This window comes from Streptomyces sp. NPDC041200, from assembly GCF_055591805.1.
The window spans coordinates 24,512-42,745 of the sequence record NZ_JBVIZF010000026.1; the positions used below are offsets into that span (position 1 = coordinate 24,512).

The following is an 18,234-nucleotide window of genomic DNA, read 5'->3' on the forward strand; positions in this document are numbered from 1 at the left end:
CTGTGAACCCTAGGCATGGGGGACTTCGTTGAGTCACGATGAACGGCAAGGTGGAAATGCCGTGTCCGGTAGCGCGCTCCCCGATGTCTCGCTGGTCCATGGTGCCTCCGTGGACCGGATGGTGTTCGCCCCGCGGTGGGCACACGGCCGACTGGACTTACCACGGCCCGCCGAGGGGGGCCCGAAGACCTTCCTGACGCCGCCCGGACAGCACGGTCTCCACCGGGAACTGACGGAGGAGTTCCCGCACAGCAGGGTCCTGCGGCTCGACGGCGCGGGGCTGGCCGAACTGGCCGCCGCTCCGGCCGCCGCTTCGGCCGCCGCCGATGAACACCTGGTGTTCGTCAGCCGCACCGCATGGGCCGAAGGGACGGCGGACGACGAGGTCACGGCCTTTCTCCGGCTCGTCCACGTCCTCGACCGGCGCCCCCGGGTCCGGCTCGACGTGTTCACCGACAAGGCGGTGCCCAGCCCGCTGTTCACCGCCGCCACCCACCCCGTGGACGGGGTGTACGTCGGCCTGTCCCAGACACTCGCCAAGGAGCGGCCCGAGTGGGCGGTGCGCACCTTCTGTCTCGCCGACCTCACCGCGCCGTCGCTGTCCGGAGCGTTGGACCGGCCCCTGCCGACCGTGCCGGGCAAGCCCGTCTGTGTACGCGGCGACGAGTACGCCGTAGCGTCGATGGGACCGGCGTCCCTCGGCGGTCCGCCGGACGGCTCGGCGTTCCGGACGCACGGCACCTACGTCATCCTGGGCGGCACCGGCGGGCTCGGCGGTCTGCTCGCCGAATACCTGGCCGCCGCCTACCAGGCCGAGGTGGTCGTCGTCGGCCGCCGTCCGGCCGAACACTTCGCCGCGACCGGGGAGCGCCTGCGCGAGCTGGGTGCCCGCGATGTCCACTACCACCGGGCCGACCTGGCCGACGGCCCGGCACTGCGGCGCGCCCTCGACGCCCACGAGGTCATTCACGGCGTCGTGCACTCCGCGCTCGTGCTCCAGGACTCCACCCTCGCCACGATGAGCGAGGAAGTGCTGTGCGACGTACTGCGTCCGAAGCTGCACGGCACCCGCCACCTGGTGGACGCGGTGCGCGGCAGGGACCTCGACTTCTGCCTCTTCTTCTCCTCCGTCCAGGCCTATATCGCCAGCGCGGGACAGGCCAACTACGCCGCCGCGTGCGTGGCCAAGGACGCCTACGCCGACCTTCTCCACCAGGCCCTGCTGATCGACGCCAAGGTCGTCAACTGGGGGTACTGGGGCGGGATCGGCGTCGTCGCGAAGCCGGAGTACCGGGTACGGATGGAGCGGTTGGGGATCGGCTCGATCGAACCGGCCGAGGGGCTGGCGGTCATCGAGCGGTTCCTCGCCGCCGACCACCGACAGATCACCTGTGTGAAAGGGACGGACGAGGCGTTGGAGCGCATGGGCATCACACCGCACGAGCCCGCGGACGTGGCGGGAGTCCTCGACGCCGTCGTACCGGCCTTCACCGGCGACGACGCGGATGTCGCCCGCAACCGGGACCTCTCCGAGCGGCTGGAGGCGTACGCGCGGTGGCGGCTGCACCAGGTGCCGTTGCCGACGACACCGATCGCCAAGTACGCGAAGCTGCGGGAGGCCATCGGCGCGATGCCCCCGGCGACCTCCCCGTCCCGGGACGAACTCCTGCGCATCTACCCGGAGTTGGAAGGGCACCTCGAGCTGCTCGACCGGTGTGTGGAGCACCTGCCCGACGTGCTGAGCGGTACCACCGACGCGCTGGACGTGCTCTTCCCCGACGGTGGCTTCGACCTCGTCGCGCCCGTGTACCAGAGCAACCCCATCGCCGACTACTTCAACCGGATCTGCGCGCGGGTGGTCGCCGCGTACCAGCGCCGCTCACCGGGGCGCCCGCTGCGCATCCTGGAAGTGGGCGCCGGAACCGGCAGCACCACCCGGTTCGTCCTGCCGGAGCTGGACCCGCGCGGTGTGAGCTACCACTTCACCGACCTGTCGTACGCGTTCCTGAACAAGGCCCGGGACTCCTTCGGCGAGTACCCGTTCCTCACCTACGAGATCTGCGACATCGAGGACCCGCCCGCGCAGTACACCGGCTCCTTCGACGTGGTCGTGGCCACCAATGTCCTCCACGCGACGTCGAACGTCCCCGGCACGCTCCGGAACGTGCGCGGGGTGCTGCGGGAGGGCGGAATCCTCGTTCTCAACGAGATCACGGCCCGGCAGGACTACGCCACGCTGACCTTCGGACTCACCGACGGCTGGTGGCTCAGCGACGACCCGTACCGGATCGAGCACAGCCCCCTGCTCGACGGCGACCAGTGGCGCGCGCTCATGCACGAGGCGGGCTTCGGCACCGTGCGGCCCCACGGCGGGGACGGACAGCAGGTGATGGTCGCCCTGGCGGGCGCGGCGGACGAGCCGGAGCCGGTGGTGGCTGTCGGTGATGTGCGGGAGGAGGTGGAGGGGTTCGTCCGTGGGGTGATCGCGGAGACGATGCGCTTTGAATTGGACGAGGTGGAACGTGATCGCCCGTTCCGGGATATGGGCATCGATTCGCTGATCTCCATGGAGTTGCTGAAGCCACTACGTGAGCGGGTGGGGTACGTGCCTGCCACGGTGTGGTTCGAATTTCCGACGGTGGCGCGGCTGGTGGAGTATCTGGTCACCGAACACGCCGACGCGGTGCACACCGCGTTCCCCGTCACCGAGCCCGAGCCCGAGCCGCAGCCGCAACCCCAGCCGCAGACACAGCCCCAGTCGCACGACGAGTCCCCGGCCCCGGCCGCGCCCACCCGCGATGTCCGCGACGTCGAGCCACGGCCCGGGGACATCGCCATCGTCGGCATCGCCGCACGGCTGCCGAAGGCGCGCGACACCACGGAGTTCTGGAACAACCTCCTCGAAGGCCTGGACTGCACCTCACCCATCCCCCCGGAGCGCTTCCGCGAGCGCCTGGTGGACGGCCCCGAGCCCGTCTCGTACACCGAACGCGGCGCCTTCATCGATGACATCGACGCGTTCGACCACACCTTCTTCTCCATCACGCCTCACGACGCCGCGCGGATGGACCCGCAGGAACGCCTCGTGCTGGAGCAGACCTACCTGGCGGTCCTGGACGCCGGGTACAGCCAGGGCAGGCTCGCGGGCAGCGACACGGGAGTGTTCGTCGGCGTCATGAACGGCGGGTACGCCTGGCACACGGCCACCGAACGCGGCGCCGAACCGCCCACCTCGACGTTCTGGTCGATGGCCAACCGGGCCTCGTACCACTTCGACTGGCACGGGCCCAGCATGGCCGTCGACACCGCCTGCTCGGCCTCCCTGACCGCGCTGCACCTCGCCTGCCAGTCGCTGCGCACGGGGGAGTGCGACCGTGCCGTCGTCAGCGGCGTCAACCTCATCACCCACCCCCGCCAGTACCGGCTGCTGTGCGGTCTGGAGATGCTCTCGCGCACCGGGGAGTGCAGGCCGTTCGGCGCCGGGGCCGATGGCTTCGTGGACGGCGAGGGCGTCATCAGCCTGGTGCTCAGGCCCGCCGAGGACGCCGTACGCGACGGGGACCGTGTCTACGCGCTCATCAGCGGCTCCGCGGTCAACGCGGGCGGCCGGGCCAACGGCTACACCGCGCCGAACCCCGAGGCGCAGCACGCACTCGTCACCAAGGCCCTCGCGGCGGCGGACACCTCCCCCGAAGAGGTCGGCTACGTCGAGGCCCACGGCACCGGCACCGCACTCGGTGACCCCATCGAACTGCGGGCCCTCACCAAGGCCTACGCCGCGGCGGGGACGCGGCGCGTCCGGCTGGGCTCGGTGAAGTCCAACGTCGGCCACCTCGAATCGGCGGCCGGTCTGAGCGGAGTGCTCAAGGCGGTGCTCCAGATGCGCCACGGCACCCTGGTGGCCTCGTTGCACGCGGAGCGCACCAACCCGCACCTGGACTTCGCGGACACTCCGTTCACGCTCAGCACGGAGCGCGAGAGCTGGCCCGAGGCCCTACCGCTGGTGTCCGCCGTCAGCTCGTTCGGCGCGGGCGGCGCCAACGCCCATGTGGTGCTGCGCGGGGTGCCCGAACAGGCCGCCACCACGGGCCCCGGGCGCGACTGCTACGTCATCCCGCTCTCCCACCACACCAGCGCGGGGCTGCAGTTGGCCATGGACGAGCTGCGGCGGTGGCTGCACGGGCGCCGGGTCGACATGGACGCCCTCGCCTACACGCTGGCGTGCTGCCGCGACACCTTCCCGCACCGCGTGGCCATCGTCTGCCGCACTCAGGACGAACTCGTCCGCGGTCTGGAGCAGGATCTGCGGCAGCGGCCGAAGCCCGTGGCCACGGCGGTACGGGCAGTGGAGGAGCTGTCGGCCCGTACGGCTGCGGATGTCGCGGCCCTGTACGAGTCGGGCGGCTCCCCGTCCTGGGACGCGTACTACCCCCGGCGCACCCCCGTCGATCTGCCCGCGTATCCGTTCCTGCGCCACCGCCACTGGATCGATTCCGTGGAGTCCGGCTTCCACGCCCTCTCTTCGCTGGTGTCCGCCCACCGGATCGACGGTGTGAGCATGGCCCCGGCGGCCTGGACGCTCGCGGTCTTCGCCGGGCGGGCGGCGGGCAGCGCCCTCGGAAACGTGCTGTGGCAGAAGAGGATCACCGACCCCGAGGCCGTCGAGGTGCGGGAGCACGGCCGCGAGCTGTCGCTCGTCGACCGTGCCACCGGCACGGTGCACTGCACGGCCGAGGTGATGGCACCGGCGGCGGTGGGCGGCCCGCCCGACCCGCCCTCCGGCGCCCGCAGGCAGGACGGCCGGGAGGTCTACGCCACCTTCCGGCGGCTCGGCTATGACTACGGCGAACCGCTGCGCTGCGTGCGCTGGGCCGAGGTCGGGGCGGGCGCGGTACGGGCCTTCCTCCACGCGGACCGCGACTGGGGATACGGCCTGTCGCCCGCGCTGCTGGACAGCGGCATGCAGCTGTCCCTCCTGCTCGCGGCCGAGGAGGCACCGAACGCGTCCGTGTTCGTCCCGTACCACCTGGGACGGCTGACCGTCGTACGGGCCCCACGCGACGAGGCGGTGTACTGCACCTGCGTGGCCCGGCCGGGTGGCCACTCCCAGCGCTCCCGCGTCTATGACATCTTCTTCACCGACCGGCACGGCGAGGTCCTGGTGGCCTTGGAGGAGGCGGTGTCCGTGGCCGTCGGGAGGCCGGAGCCCGGACCGGAGCCCGCCTCCGCCCCCTTCACCGTCTTCGAGCTGAACTGACGGGGGCGGCCGTGGCCAGCGACGTCGTGATGTTCCCCGGGCAGGGCTCCCAGCACCTGGGCATGGGCAGGGAGGTGTTCGACGCGTACCCCCGGCTGTGCGAGAGGGCCGACGAGATCGTCGGATACTCCCTGCGCGAACTGTGCCTGGAGGACCCTCACGGGCGGCTCAACCAGACCGCCCACACCCAGCAGGCGGTCTACTTCGTCAGCTGCCTGATGTACCTGGCGTACACCGAACGCCACGGGGACGAGCAGGTGCGGTGCGTGACGGGCCACAGCCTGGGGCTGTACCCGGCGCTCTTCGCGGCGAAGGTCTTCGACCTCTTCGAGGGGCTGGAAATCGTCTCCGAGCGCGGCGCGCTCATGCAGGAGGCGCGCGACGGGGCCATGGTGGCGGTCATCGGGCCCCGGGCGAACGAGATCGACGAACACCTCGTCCAGCTGGAGTTCTTCGACGTGGACGTGGCCAACTACAACAGCCCTGAGCAGCTCGTGCTCAGCGCGGCGAGGCCACGGCTGGACGAGCTGGTGCCGCGCCTGCGCGAGGCGGGCCACCGCTGTGTGCCGCTGCCGGTCGGCGGCGCCTTCCACTCCCGCCACATGGAGCCGTCCCGGCGCGCGTTCGCCCGCTTCCTGCGGGACCGGGAGTTCGCCCCGCCCGCCAAGACGGTGATCTCCACGACCAGCGGCCGGGCCCTGGACCCCGACCACCTGCTGGAGGAGCTGGTGTTCCAGCTGGTGAAACCGGTGCGGTGGTGGCAGACCGTGGCGCATCTGGCCCGTACCGGACACAAGACGTTCGAGGAGGTCGGCCCCGGCACGGTGCTGACCAAATTGAGCACAGAGATCCTCGGCGACGAACCCTCGCCGCAGCCCGAGCCCTGGAAGTGAGGACCGTGGACACAGCAATCAGCAGGATCGCCGTCATCGGTGGCGGCGGCTCCGGCGCCGTCGCGGCCTGGCAGCTGGCCCGGAAGCACGACGTCACGCTGTTCGAGGCGGGGGAGTACCTGGGCGGTCACGCGTACAGCCATCCGGTCGAGACGGAACAGGGCACCTTCCACGTGGACATGGGCGTGGAACACTTCAACGAGAAGCTCTCGCCCAATATGTTCCGGCTGCTGACCGACTTCGGCATCACCACCTACGTCGCCCCGTCCTCCGTCCACGTGGACTTCCCCGGCGAGCGGCAGACGTGGAACAACCTCACCTTCCTCGGCGGGCTGCGCGAGGAACTGCACGAGGAGTTCGACCGGTTCCACCGGGAGATGAACCAGATCCCCACCTCGGGCGACGACCGGTACAAGAGCATGAGCATCGGCCAGTACCTGGACGAGAACGGGTACTCCAAGAGCTTCAAGTACCAGGCGATGAACCCCATCCTGAGCATCTACTCGGGCTGCCACGCGCCCTCCCTGGACTACAACCTCATGTACGTGGCGCTGTCGTTCAGCATGCACCTGCTCTCCTTCTTCTCCGCCGGCTACTGGCGCAAGGCGGACGGCGGCATCCACGGCTATCTGCGCCGGATCGGGGACGAACTGGGCGACCGCGTCCGGCTGAACACCCCCGCCGAGGCCGTCGTGCCGACGGACACGGGGGTGACGGTGGTGGCCGGGGGCCAGGAGCACCGGTTCGACCAGGTCGTGTTCGCCACGCACGCGGACGTGACGCTGCGACTGCTGCGGACCTCCGACGCCCGGTACGGGGAACTGCTCGGCAACTTCGCCTACGTACCGGTCGAGAGCGTGCTCCACCAGGACGAGAGCTGGCTCAGCCCGGAGGGCGGCGACGCCTACTGCCAGTTCCGGATGCCACCTGGGTTCGAGCTGGACCGCGCCGAGGAACTGATGGGGAGCCTCACCCGGAACTGCAACGCGCTCCACCCCTACCGGGAGGTCAAGGCACCCATCCTGATCACCTTCGACCCTCAGGAGGAGATCGCCCCCGACCGCGTCATCGTCCGCCGCCAGTGGAAACTTCCCCAGCTCCGGCCGGTGGACCTACGCCGCAAGAAGCGGCTGAGCGAGATCCAGGGCCGGAACAACCTCTGGTTCTGCGGCACCGACACCAGCATCACCGGGCACGAGGGGGCCATCGTCTCCGGCATGGTGATCGCGGACCGGCTGGGCGTTCCGCACCCCTTCCCGGACGACGCGCCCGCCGTCGGGCAGTTCCGGGGCGTCAAGGAATTCATGGGCGTATGAGCGAGCTTCACCTTCTCGGCTTCTCGGACGGGGACGACCTGTGACATCACTAGCACCTCGGTACAAGGACCTCGCCGCCCCGGACGCGACCGGCGGCCCGGTCGGCGACACGCTCGTCATCACCGACCTCGAGGACATCGCGGCGGCGGCCGCGTCCCTCGGCGCCGAGTGCTGGTCCGCGGGCCCCGCCACGGAGGACGAGGCCGGGCTCGCGCAGGAGCTGCGGCGGCGCGTCGGCCGCCACGCCACCGTGGTGGTGGCATGGGGCGACGGACCGTCCGGCGGCACGCCGGATTACGGGCGGGCGACGCGGTTCGCCCGGACCTGCCTGTCCCTGCTGCAGGCTCTGCGGGAGTCGGGGCGCCCGATCCATCTCGTCACGCTGTCCCGCGCGGCGGACGTGCTCCCGTCGCTGCTCGACGGCATGGCCCTGTCGGCCGCGCTGGAATGTCCGCTCACCCACACGGCCGTCGAGTACGCCGACGCCGTGTCCGCAGCGCGGTTGCGCGCCTGGATCGCGGCCGGTGCCGGGTCTCCGGGGGCGCGACTGAGGGCCGACGGCGACCGGATCGCACGGCTGGAGCACACGCCGCTGACGCCGGAGAGTGAACGGCCGCGTGAGGTGTTCGGCCGTGGCGACCGTGTCGTGCTCATCGGCGGTGCCGGGGGCATCGGACGGCACCTGTGCCGCTACCTGAGCGAGCGCCACGGTGCCCAGGTGTTCGTCCTCGGGCGCGGCACTCCCGGCCGGGAGACACGGGAGGCGCTGAAGGACGCGGGCGCGAGGAGCTACGTCAGTGTCGCGGCGCACGAACCCGAGGCGCTCGACGGGGCGCTGCGCTACCTCCACGAGGAATTCGGCCCGCTCACGGCCGTGTTCAACCTCGCCGGTGTGCTCGACGACTGTCTGCTGTACCACCTGACCCCGGACCGCCTGGAGAACGTCCTGCGACCGAAGGTGGCCATCGGCCTCAACCTGGCGGCCCTCTCCGGCCCGCACCGGCCCGGCATGGTGGTGCACTTCAGCTCGCTGACGAGCGTCACGGGCAATGTCGGCCAGGTGGCGTACGGAGCGGCCAACGCGTTCCTCGACCGGCTCTCCGCACACCGGCCCGACTGGTACAGCATCAACTGGGGCCTGTGGGACACCGATGGCATGCGAATGCCGATGCCGGACGACGGGTCCGGGCTGCGCGCGATGCCGCCGGAGCAGGCGTGTGACGCGCTGATGTCGGCCCTCGCCGCCGGGACGCGGCGCCTGGCCATCTACGACGGACAGGTACGGCTGGACCCCGACGACGCCACGCCCTCCGTGATTCGTCCCCCCGCCGAGGATCTCCTCACCGACACCACGCGGTGGCTGAGGGAACTCGTCGCACGCCACAGTGGCCTGCGACACCTGCGCGACGACGACAACCTGCTGGACCAGGGCGTGGACAGCGTCGGCAGCATCCGCATCAGCCGGGACATCGAAGCCCGGCTGGGCATAGCCGGGACATCCCGGCTGAGCCGCGCGGTCCTCTTCGAGTACCCGACGGTCGCGGCGCTCGGCGAGCATGTGGCCGAGAACTTCCCCGCCGAGCTGGAATCCTTCCTCACCCGAGAGCGTCCGGGGACGCACCAGCCCGCCACGAAGCCCACGCCGACGGCCCCCGCCCCCACGCCCCCGAGGCCCGCGGCTCCCGGGTCCGTGCCGCCCGCGACGCCTGCGGCCCCCGCACCCGCGCCTGCGGCGTCACCCCCTGGGGTTGTGCCCCCCGCGTCTGAGGCCCCCGTGGCCTTCGCGCCCGCGATAGATGCGCCACCTGCGCCTGCTGCACCCGCGCCCGAGGCCCCTGCGGCTCCGGGGCCTGCGGCCCCCGCTGACCCCGTGGCACCCGTGCCTGCGACATCAGCGGCACCCGGGTCCGTGGCACCTGCGTCTGCGGTCCCCGCGCCTCCGGCGCACGCGGCGCCCGGGGCGCCCGCGTCCGCGACCCTTCCGGCACCCGGGTCCGTGCCCGCCGGGTCCGTGGCACCTGCGTCTGAGGCTCCCGCACCTCCCCCGTCCGGGACGCCCGGGCCCGTGCCTGCGGCGCCCGGGTCCGTGTCCCCCGCGCCCGTGGCGCCCGGGCCTGCGGCACAAGCGCCCGTGTCTGCGGCGCCCGTGGACCCCGCGTCCGCGGCACCCGCCGCGGCCCTGAGCGAGGACGCGACCGTGTCCGACGACGCCTACCGGCCCGGCGACATCGCCATCGTCGGCATGGCCGGGGAGTTTCCCGGTGGTGCCGACACCGCGGCGTTCTGGCAGGCGTTGCTGAACGGCGACGACGCGGTGCGGGTCATCCCCGGTGATCGCTGGGACTGGCGCGGCCAGCACTCCTTCTCGCCCGACGAATCGGGCACCTCGTACGGCCGCCACGGCGGATTCCTGGACCACGCCCTGGACTTCGATCCCGTCTTCTTCAACATCACGCCCATCGAGGCGCCGTACATGGACCCGCAGGAGCGCCGCTTCCTGCAGTGTGTCCACCACGCTCTGGAGGACTCGGGGTACTTCGCCCAGCCCACCGACGACGTGGGCGTGTTCGTGGCCGCCATGTTCGGCCACTACCAGGACCTCACCGCCCCCGACCGGGTGATCGGCAGCTCGTTCGCCGCGATCGCCAACCGGGTCTCCTACGCCTTCGACCTGCACGGCCCCAGCGTCGCCCTGGACACCATGTGCTCCGGCGGGCTCACGGCCCTGCACCTCGCCGTCCGCAGCATCCGTTCCGGGGACTGCGCGCTGGCCGTGGCAGGCGGGGTGAACCTCATGACGCACCCGGGGAAGTACCGTCTGCTGTCCGAGGGCACGTTCCTCAGTCCTACCGGTCACTGCCAGGCCTTCGGAGTGGAAGCGGACGGCTACGTGCCCGGCGAGGGAACCGTGGCCGTGGTCCTCAAGCCGCTGTCCGAGGCGCTGCGGGACGGGGACCGGGTGCACGCCGTCATCCGGGCGACGGCGGTGAACGCGGGCGGCAGGACGGCCGGGTTCACCGTGCCGTCCGAACGCGCCCAGCACCGCGTGATCGCCTCGGCGCTGTCCGCGGCGGACATCGAACCGTCCGCGGTGACCTACATCGAGGCGCATGGCACGGGCACCCGGCTCGGCGATCCGATCGAGGTGCGCGCGCTGGGGCGGGCGTACGGCGGGCCCGAGCAGGGCCGCGCCTACCTGGGCTCGGTGAAGAGCAACATCGGGCACTTGGAGTCCGCCGCCGCCATGGCCGGGCTCGTAAAGATCGTCAAGCAGCTCACCCACCGAACCCTGGCGCCCACGCTCCACTGCGCACTGGAGAACCCCGACCTGCACCTGGAGGACTCGCGTTTCGCCCTGGTCAAGGAGGCCAGGCCCTGGCCCAGGGGCAGCGGTCCCACGCGCTTCGCCGGACTCAGCTCATTCGGCGCGGGCGGCGCCAACGGGCACGCGATCATCCAGGAGTTCGTGGCACCGCGCGAGAGCCGCCCCGCCCCCGCGTTTCCGCGCTACTTCATCCCGCTCTCGGGACGGGACGAGGCCGCCGTGCGGCGCCGCGCGGACGACCTGCTCACCGCGTTGCGGAACGCGCCCGACACGTCCCTGTACGGGCTGAGCTACACCCTGTGCTGCGCCAGGCAGCACTTCCGGATCCGGCGCGGCTACTGGGCTGAGAGCGTCGAGCAGCTGACCGGGCTGCTCCAGGGCACGGATGGGACCTCCTCGGCCGCGCCACCGGACGACGACGCCTGGGCCCGCGCGGCCTCGGCGTACCTCGACGGCGGGAACCCCGGCTTCACGGAGCTGTTCCCGGTCCGCATGCTGGTGGACGCCCCGCTCTACCCCTTCGCCACCGAGCGGTACGTGGCCGACGCGCTCGACCACGCGAACCGGCCGACCGCACCGGCCTCGGCCGGTGACGCCTCCGGCGAACTGCTGCTCACCCCGCAGTGGCGGGAGCGCGCGGTGGACGGACCGGACGGACCGGCGGCGGACCCAAGGGTGCGCTGTGTCCTCGTTCTCACCAACGGCGGCCAGGAGCACCCGCTTCCCCGCCCACCCGAGCCGACCCGGCTGATCCGGGTGGTGCCCGGTGACGCGCTGGCCATCGAGGCGGACCGTATCGAGCTGCCCGAAGGCGACGACGCGGCCGCCGCGCGAGCCCTGCGGCATCTGACGGATGAGCTGGGGCTGGACCACCTGTACTGGGTCGACCTCCGGCGCAAGACGACGGTGGCCTCGGCCCTGTCCATCGCCAGGGCGCTGCAGGCCTGCCGCACCCCGTCCACGATCCTCGGCGTGACCCGTGAGGCTGACACGGCCGAGGTGCGCGCCCTGGCCGGTTTCCTCCACGGACTCGCGGAGGAGAACGCCCACATCCGCACCGTCCTGGCACGCCGGAGCGGCATCGACGCCGCGCTCGCCGACGGCTGGCGGCCCCTGCTGGACGAACTGAGCGCCGCCCGGCAGCCGTTCACCGAGGTCAGGTGGTCGAACGGCACGCGCGAGACACGAGAACTGACGGAGATCGAGCGGGGCGACGGCGTCCGGGTGCGCACCGGGGGGACGTATCTCCTCACGGGCGGTCTGGGCGCGGTGGGCCGCGCCATCGCCGAGCGCCTGATCGAACGGTACGGCGCCACCGTGATCGCCGTCGGCCGCTCCGCGCCGGACGCCGGGCGGCGGCAGTGGATCGACGCGTCGCCAGGACTGCACTACGAGCAGGCGGACATCGCCTCGCCCGACCGGACCCGGGACCTGATCGCGGGCATCCGCGAGCGCTTCGGCGGACTCGACGGGGTCATCCACTCCGCCGGTGTCATCCGCGACGCCCTGGTGCAGAACAAATCCGCCGACGACGCTGAGGCGGTGCTCGCCCCGAAGGTGCGGGGCGCCCAGAACCTGGACCGGTACACCGCGGATCTGCGCCTGGACTTCTTCTGCGTCTTCTCCTCCATCTCCAGCGTGCTGGGCAACACCGGGCAGAGCGACTACATCGCCGCCAACCGCTTCCTCGACGAGTTCGCGGCCGAACGCGCCCGGCGCGTGACCGACGGCGAACGCAGCGGCCTCACCCTCTCGGTCAACTGGCCGCTGTGGCTGGACGCCGAGGACGAACGACGCGAGCGGTACCAGGCGCTCGCCCAGTACCTGCGCGGCCAGTTCGGGATGGAACCGCTCTCCTCGCGGCGGGGCGCGGATCTGTTCGTCGACCTGCTGAACGGCCTACCGCAGACGTGCCACCAGGTCATCCCCTGCGTCGGCGACGTGGAGCGGATGCGGCGGCGGCTGCTCCCCGGCACCGAAGGACCGGCGCCGACAGAGGACGGCGGCGACCCGGCACGCCCGGCCCCCGCGGCGGCGCTGGAGGACATCGGTGACCGGCTCGTGGAGCTGGTACGTACCCAGACCGGCCTGCGGCCCGCCGACATCACCTTCGACAGCACCTGGGGCGACCTCGGCTACAGCTCGGTCATGCTCCAGGGCCTGGCCCGGGAACTGGGCCCGGAATTCGGCGTGGAGACACCGCCCAACGCCCTCTTCAAGTACAGCAGCATCACATCGCTGAGCGCCTATCTGAGGGACCAGGGCGTACCGGAGAAGGACGACTCGGCAGCGGCCGCGATCCCTGACCCAAGGCCCGATCGCGGCAAGTACGCCATCGTCGGCATGAGCGGGGTCATGCCCGGAGGGGCCGACCTGGCGGACTTCTGGCGGCTGCTCGTCGAGAACCGCAGCGCCATCCGTGCGGTCGACCGCTGGAAGGACCGAGCGAAGGACCAAGCGGAGGACCCCGCGAAGGACGGCGGTAAGGAGTACTTCGCGGGCACCATCGACGGGTACGACACCTTCGACCACGCCTTCTTCGGGCTTTCCGCCCGGGAAGCCATGCTCATGGACCCGCAGCACCGGCTCTTCCTCCAGTGCGCCTACAACGCCCTCCTCGACTCCGGCCACGCACCCGCGACCCTGCGGGACGTGGGTGTCTTCGCCGGTGTGCAGTTCAGCGAGTACCAGGCGGCGCTGCACAACGGCGCGGACTGGGCCCACCCGTACACCGTCACGGGCAACGCGCACACCATGCTCGCCAACCGCGTGTCCCATCTGCTCGACTTCACAGGGCCGAGCCAGACGGTCGACACCGCCTGTTCCAGCGGGCTGGTGGCGCTGAACCGGGGTGTGCTCTCGCTCGCGGCGGGGGAGTGCGAGGTGGCCCTCGTGGGAGCCGTCAGCGTGCTCGTCGACCCGGCCGCCACCGACGCGGCGAACGGCCTGGGAGTGCTCTCGCCCGACTTCCGCTGCGCCACCTTCGACCAGGAGGCCAACGGCTACGTGCGGGCCGAGGGCGTGGGCTGTGTGGTGGTCAAACGGCTCGATGACGCCCAGCGGGACGGCGACGCCGTCCTCGCGGTGGTCGAGGCGGTGGCCGAGAACCACGACGGCCGCTCCAACTCGCTCACCGCCCCCAACCCCGAGGCCCAGACCGCCCTGCTGGAGAAGGCCTACACACCGGAACTGGCCGCCCGGGTCACCCACATCGAGACCCACGGCACCGGGACGAACCTGGGTGACCCCATCGAGATCAGCGCGCTGAGGGCCGCGTTCGGCACACTGGCCCCGCACCGTGAGCCGGGCAGCATCACGCTGGGCGCGGTGAAGACGAACGTGGGCCACCTGGAACCGGCCGCGGGGATGGCCGGGCTGCTGAAGCTGCTCCTGTGCCTGCGCAACCGGCACCTTCCGGCGAACATCAACTTCAAGGAGCTGAATCCGCTCGTCGAGCTGGACGGTTCGCCCTTCCGGCTGCTGCTGGAGAACGAGCGATGGGAGCGGAGCACACCGCTGGTGACCGGCGTCAGTTCCTTCGGCTTCGGCGGCTCGAACGCACACGTGGTCCTCTCGGAGGCCCCCGCCGCGCCACCGCCCCGCAGGGCGTCGCGGCCGTACTGGCTCATCACGCTCAGCGCCCGCACCACCGGATCGCTCTCGGCGATGCGGGACACCCTGCTGGAGTGGCTGCGCGGCCCCGAGGCGCAGCGGGCGGACCTCGCGGACATCGCCCACACCCTGACGGCCGGCCGCGACCACTTCGAGTACCGGATGGCTTGGATCGCCTCCAGCACCTCCGATCTGCTCCGGCAGCTGGAGGAGGCCCGGCCGGAGGAAGTGGCGAAGTGCGGGCGGAATCGGCCGACCGCGCACCCGGTGACCCTGCCGGACGCGGCGGATCCCGGCCACCGCGCCGCGCTGGAGGCCGTACGGGCCCGCTACCTGGAGGGGGAGGAGTTCGCATGGCCCACGATGTTCGACGACGGGCGGTACCGGCGGCTGCGACTGCCGGGCTACGCGTTCGCACAGAACAGGTTCTGGTTCGAGTGACCGGGACCGGGGCCGGGACCGGCACCGGCATCGGGACCACCACGCCACGGCAGGGAAACGAGAGTGGGCATGGACGAGCTGCTTGAGGACGACACCCCCGTCGTGGTCGGCATGGCCTGCCGGTTCGCGGGCAGCGACGGTCTGGAGGAGTACTGGGAGCGGCTGCGCCTGGGCCGCAGCGCCCTGGGCACCACCGACCGCTGGCCCAGGGAGGAGGACGCCGCGTTCACGGGCGGCTTCCTGGACGGACACCAGGACTTCGACGCGCGGTTCTTCCGCATCTCGCCGAACGAGGCGCAGTGCATGGACCCGCAGCAACGGATCCTGCTGCAGACGGTGCAGCACGCGGTCGACGACGCCTATCTGACCCCCGCCGACCTGCGCGCCCTGGACTGCGGTGTGTTCGTCGCCGGGCTGCCCGGCGACTACCGCAACCTGGTGGCGCGGCGCGGCGATGTCGTCTACGGCACCCACAGCTTCCTGGGCAACGCGCCCTCGACCCTGTCGGGCCGTATCTCCTACTTCTACGACATCAACGGCCCCTCCCTCACCCTGGACAGCGCGTGCTCGTCCTCGCTGGCCGCACTGCATCAGGCGGTACTCAACCTCCGTGCCGGACAGGGCCGTTGCGCGGTCGTCGGCGGTGTCTCGGTCTTCAGCACCCCGGAGGTGCTCCGCTTCGCGCGCAGTTCCCGGATGAGTTCCCCGAACGGCGCGTCGCTGCCCTTCACCGATGCCGCCGATGGTTTCGTGCCGGCCGAAGGCGCCGCGTGCCTCGTGCTCATGCGCCATGACGAGGCCAGGGCCCGGGGGCTGCGGATTCATGGAGCGGTCCAGGCGACCGGCACCAACCACAACGGCACCACCAACGGTCTGATGGCGCCGAGTTCCCAGGCGCAGTCACGGCTGATCGCGCAGCTGTACGAGCGCGAGAAGATCGACCCCTCGCGGATCGCCTACCTGGAGACCCACGGCACCGGGACGCCACTGGGGGATCCCATCGAGCTGGAGGGGCTGAAGTCCGCCTTCCGCCGGGCCGGGGGTGGCGACGGCTGCCACCTCGGCGCGGTGAAGCCGCTCATCGGGCACACCCTGGTGTGCTCGGGGCTGGCCGGTGTCATCAAAGGGCTGCTCAGCTTCCACCACGAGACCATCCCGCCGGTGGCCGCCACCGACGAGACGGCCTCCTACCTCGATGTCGCGCCGTTCCGGGTCAACCGGGAGCCGCTGCCATGGCCGGAGGACAAACCGCTGTGCGCCGTCAGTGCCTTCGGCTTCACCGGCTCCAACGGCCATGTGGTCCTGCGCAAGGTGGCGGGCGGTGTCGCGGGCGAGGACGCGGTGGACCGCCGTCCCGGGCGGGCGCTGCCCTTCTGCCTGTCGGCGGAGTCGCGGGAGAGCCTGACGGCACTGGCGGACCGCTGCCGGGCGCTGGTGGCCGATCTCCCCGAGGACCGGCTCTGGGATCTCTCCCAACTGCTGCTGCGGCGCCCGTGCTACGCCCATGAGCGGGTGATCGTGGCACGCACCCGCGACGAACTCCTCACCGGCCTCGGCGACCTGGGGGAGCGCACGGACCCCCACCGCCTCGACGGCGGCTTGCACGACCTCGTCGCACGCTGGCGGGCCCGCGACACCACCGCACTGCTCCGGGGGCTCGACGCACCGGCCGACCTGGCACGGATCACGCTGCCCGGCTACCCGTTCGAGAAGCGGCGGCACTGGCTGAGCGAAGACGCCCCCGCCGGAACACCCGACCGGCCGGACGCGCCCGCGGGCGACCGCCTCGCCCGGCGACTGTGCGCGGAACTGTCGGCTCTGCTGGGCTTCGACGAGGCAACGGACCACATCACACCCGGCACGCGCATCGCCTCGCTCGGCCTGGACTCCCTCTCGGCCGTCCAGCTGCTCAGCCCCCACCAGAAGGCCGGAAGCCCCATCAAGTCGCACGACCTCTTCCGCTACGAGACGGTGGCCGACCTCGCGGCCGCCATCGGCGGACGGCCCCCCGAGCCGGAGGAGCGCCAGCAGACCCGGGCACCCCGTACGCACGACGCCGCGCCGCTGACCCGGTGGCTGGAGTACGGCCGCGGCGGGCGGCCCACCCTGCTGCTGCCCCCGCTCAACTGCGACCAGCGGGCGTGGACCCAGCAGATCCCGGCCCTGCTCCGGCAGGGGCGCACGGTGTACGTCCCGGAGTACCCGGGGCACGGGAACGCCCCCTTCGACCAGCGGCGCTTCTCCTTCGAGACGCTCGCGGACGAGGTGGCCGCCTTCCTGCGAGAGGCCGCCGACGGCCCGGCCGACCTGGTCGGCTGGTCCCTGGGAGGCTGCGTCTCGTCCCTCACCGCCCTGCGGCACCCCGAGCGGGTCGGCTCGCTGACGCTCATCAGCTGCGCGCCCCGTTACGGCGACGACGCCTTCGACCGCACCCTGGAGCTGCGGGAGGAACTGCGCGTCCACGGCAGCCTGCTGGACGTGGTGTTCGGTGAGGGAGGCGGCCAACGCGGCAACCCCGCCGAGCGATTCACCGCGGCCGCCCCCATGGACACGCTGCGCTGCTACTACGCGGCCCTGACGGGCTTCGACATCGTCGACCGGCTCGCCGACGTGACCGCCCCCTGCCTGGTGGTGCGCGGCCGCGACGACTGCGTCATCGACGCGGAAGCCGCCGCGCTGTACTCCAGGATCCCCGGGGCACGGGTGCGGGAGTTCGACGCCCACGGGCACTACATGCCGCTCACCGCGGGACGGGCCTTCAACCGGACGCTGACGGAGTTCTGGTCCGAGCGGGATCACCTCATGGAAAGGGAACGGTGACACGACATGCTGGTAGACGTGGACAGGGCGGCGGTCGTCCTCTTCGACATGCAGCTGGAACTCATCCCGCTGCTGCTGGACGGCACACAACTGCTGCACAACACCTGCTGGGTCGCGGAGGTGGCGCGGGAATTCGGCCTTCCGCTCCTGCTGACCGAGCACAAGAAGCTGGGCGGGCTCTCCCTCTCACTGCATGAGGCGGCCGAGGGCGCGCCCCGGCTGGAGAAGGAGCACTTCGACTTCCTCCGCGAAGATCCCATCGAGAACCACGTGGTGTCCTCGGACCGGGACCAGTACGTGCTGGCCGGTGCCGAGACCCACGTGGTCCTCTTCCAGTCCGCGATGAGCCTGGTCGAGCGGGGGAAGACGGTGTTCGTACTGGCCGACACCTGCTCCGCCCGCAACCACGCGGACCACGAGCTGGGGCTCGCCCGCCTGCGGCAGAACGGCGCGCACCTGATCACGCGGGAGATGTTCTTCTTCGAACTGATCAGAAACTCAGAAGACCCCCGCTACCTCGAACTGGCCAAGAAGTACCTCGACGGGCGCTACATCCGCTAGCCCGGGAAG

General features: G+C 71.5%; 6 protein-coding genes. All 6 read left to right on the plus strand.

Annotation, left to right across the window (positions count from 1 at the left end; translation table 11 throughout):
- The first annotated feature begins 61 nt into the window (after positions 1-61).
- The 6 genes from ACZ6CL_RS33915 to ACZ6CL_RS33940 all read left to right on the plus strand — a co-directional run bounded on the left by ACZ6CL_RS33915 (position 62) and on the right by ACZ6CL_RS33940 (position 18,225).
- On the plus strand, positions 62-5,257 hold the full coding sequence (locus ACZ6CL_RS33915; RefSeq protein ID WP_468943001.1) for a beta-ketoacyl synthase N-terminal-like domain-containing protein: 5,196 nt from the start codon (positions 62-64) through the stop codon (positions 5,255-5,257).
- A gap of 11 nt (positions 5,258-5,268) precedes the next feature.
- Complete coding sequence (locus tag ACZ6CL_RS33920) at positions 5,269-6,150, plus strand: ACP S-malonyltransferase (protein ID WP_468943003.1); 882 nt, start codon at positions 5,269-5,271, stop codon at positions 6,148-6,150.
- A 5-nt stretch (positions 6,151-6,155) separates the two neighbouring features.
- Complete coding sequence (locus ACZ6CL_RS33925) at positions 6,156-7,466, plus strand: FAD-dependent oxidoreductase (RefSeq protein WP_468943006.1); 1,311 nt, start codon at positions 6,156-6,158, stop codon at positions 7,464-7,466.
- A 40-nt stretch (positions 7,467-7,506) separates the two neighbouring features.
- Entirely contained in the window at positions 7,507-14,844 is a 7,338-nt protein-coding gene (locus tag ACZ6CL_RS33930) for an SDR family NAD(P)-dependent oxidoreductase (protein WP_468943009.1), read from the plus strand.
- Positions 14,845-14,913: 69 nt separating this feature from the next.
- Positions 14,914-17,664 carry an alpha/beta fold hydrolase gene (locus tag ACZ6CL_RS33935; RefSeq protein WP_468943012.1) on the plus strand — a complete coding sequence of 917 codons (2,751 nt, stop codon included), beginning with the start codon at positions 14,914-14,916 and terminating at the stop codon, positions 17,662-17,664.
- Positions 17,665-17,670: 6 nt separating this feature from the next.
- Positions 17,671-18,225: a hydrolase gene (locus tag ACZ6CL_RS33940; RefSeq protein ID WP_468943016.1), complete on the plus strand. Its 555-nt coding sequence runs from the start codon at positions 17,671-17,673 to the stop codon at positions 18,223-18,225.
- Positions 18,226-18,234 lie beyond the last annotated feature (9 nt).

Bases quoted from the DNA above. Each gene is read 5' to 3' on its own strand.
- ACZ6CL_RS33935 (WP_468943012.1), top strand. From the start codon at position 14,914: ATGGACGAGCTGCTTGAGGACGACACCCCCGTCGTGGTCGGCATGGCC.
- ACZ6CL_RS33940 (WP_468943016.1), top strand. From the start codon at position 17,671: ATGCTGGTAGACGTGGACAGGGCGGCGGTCGTCCTCTTCGACATGCAG.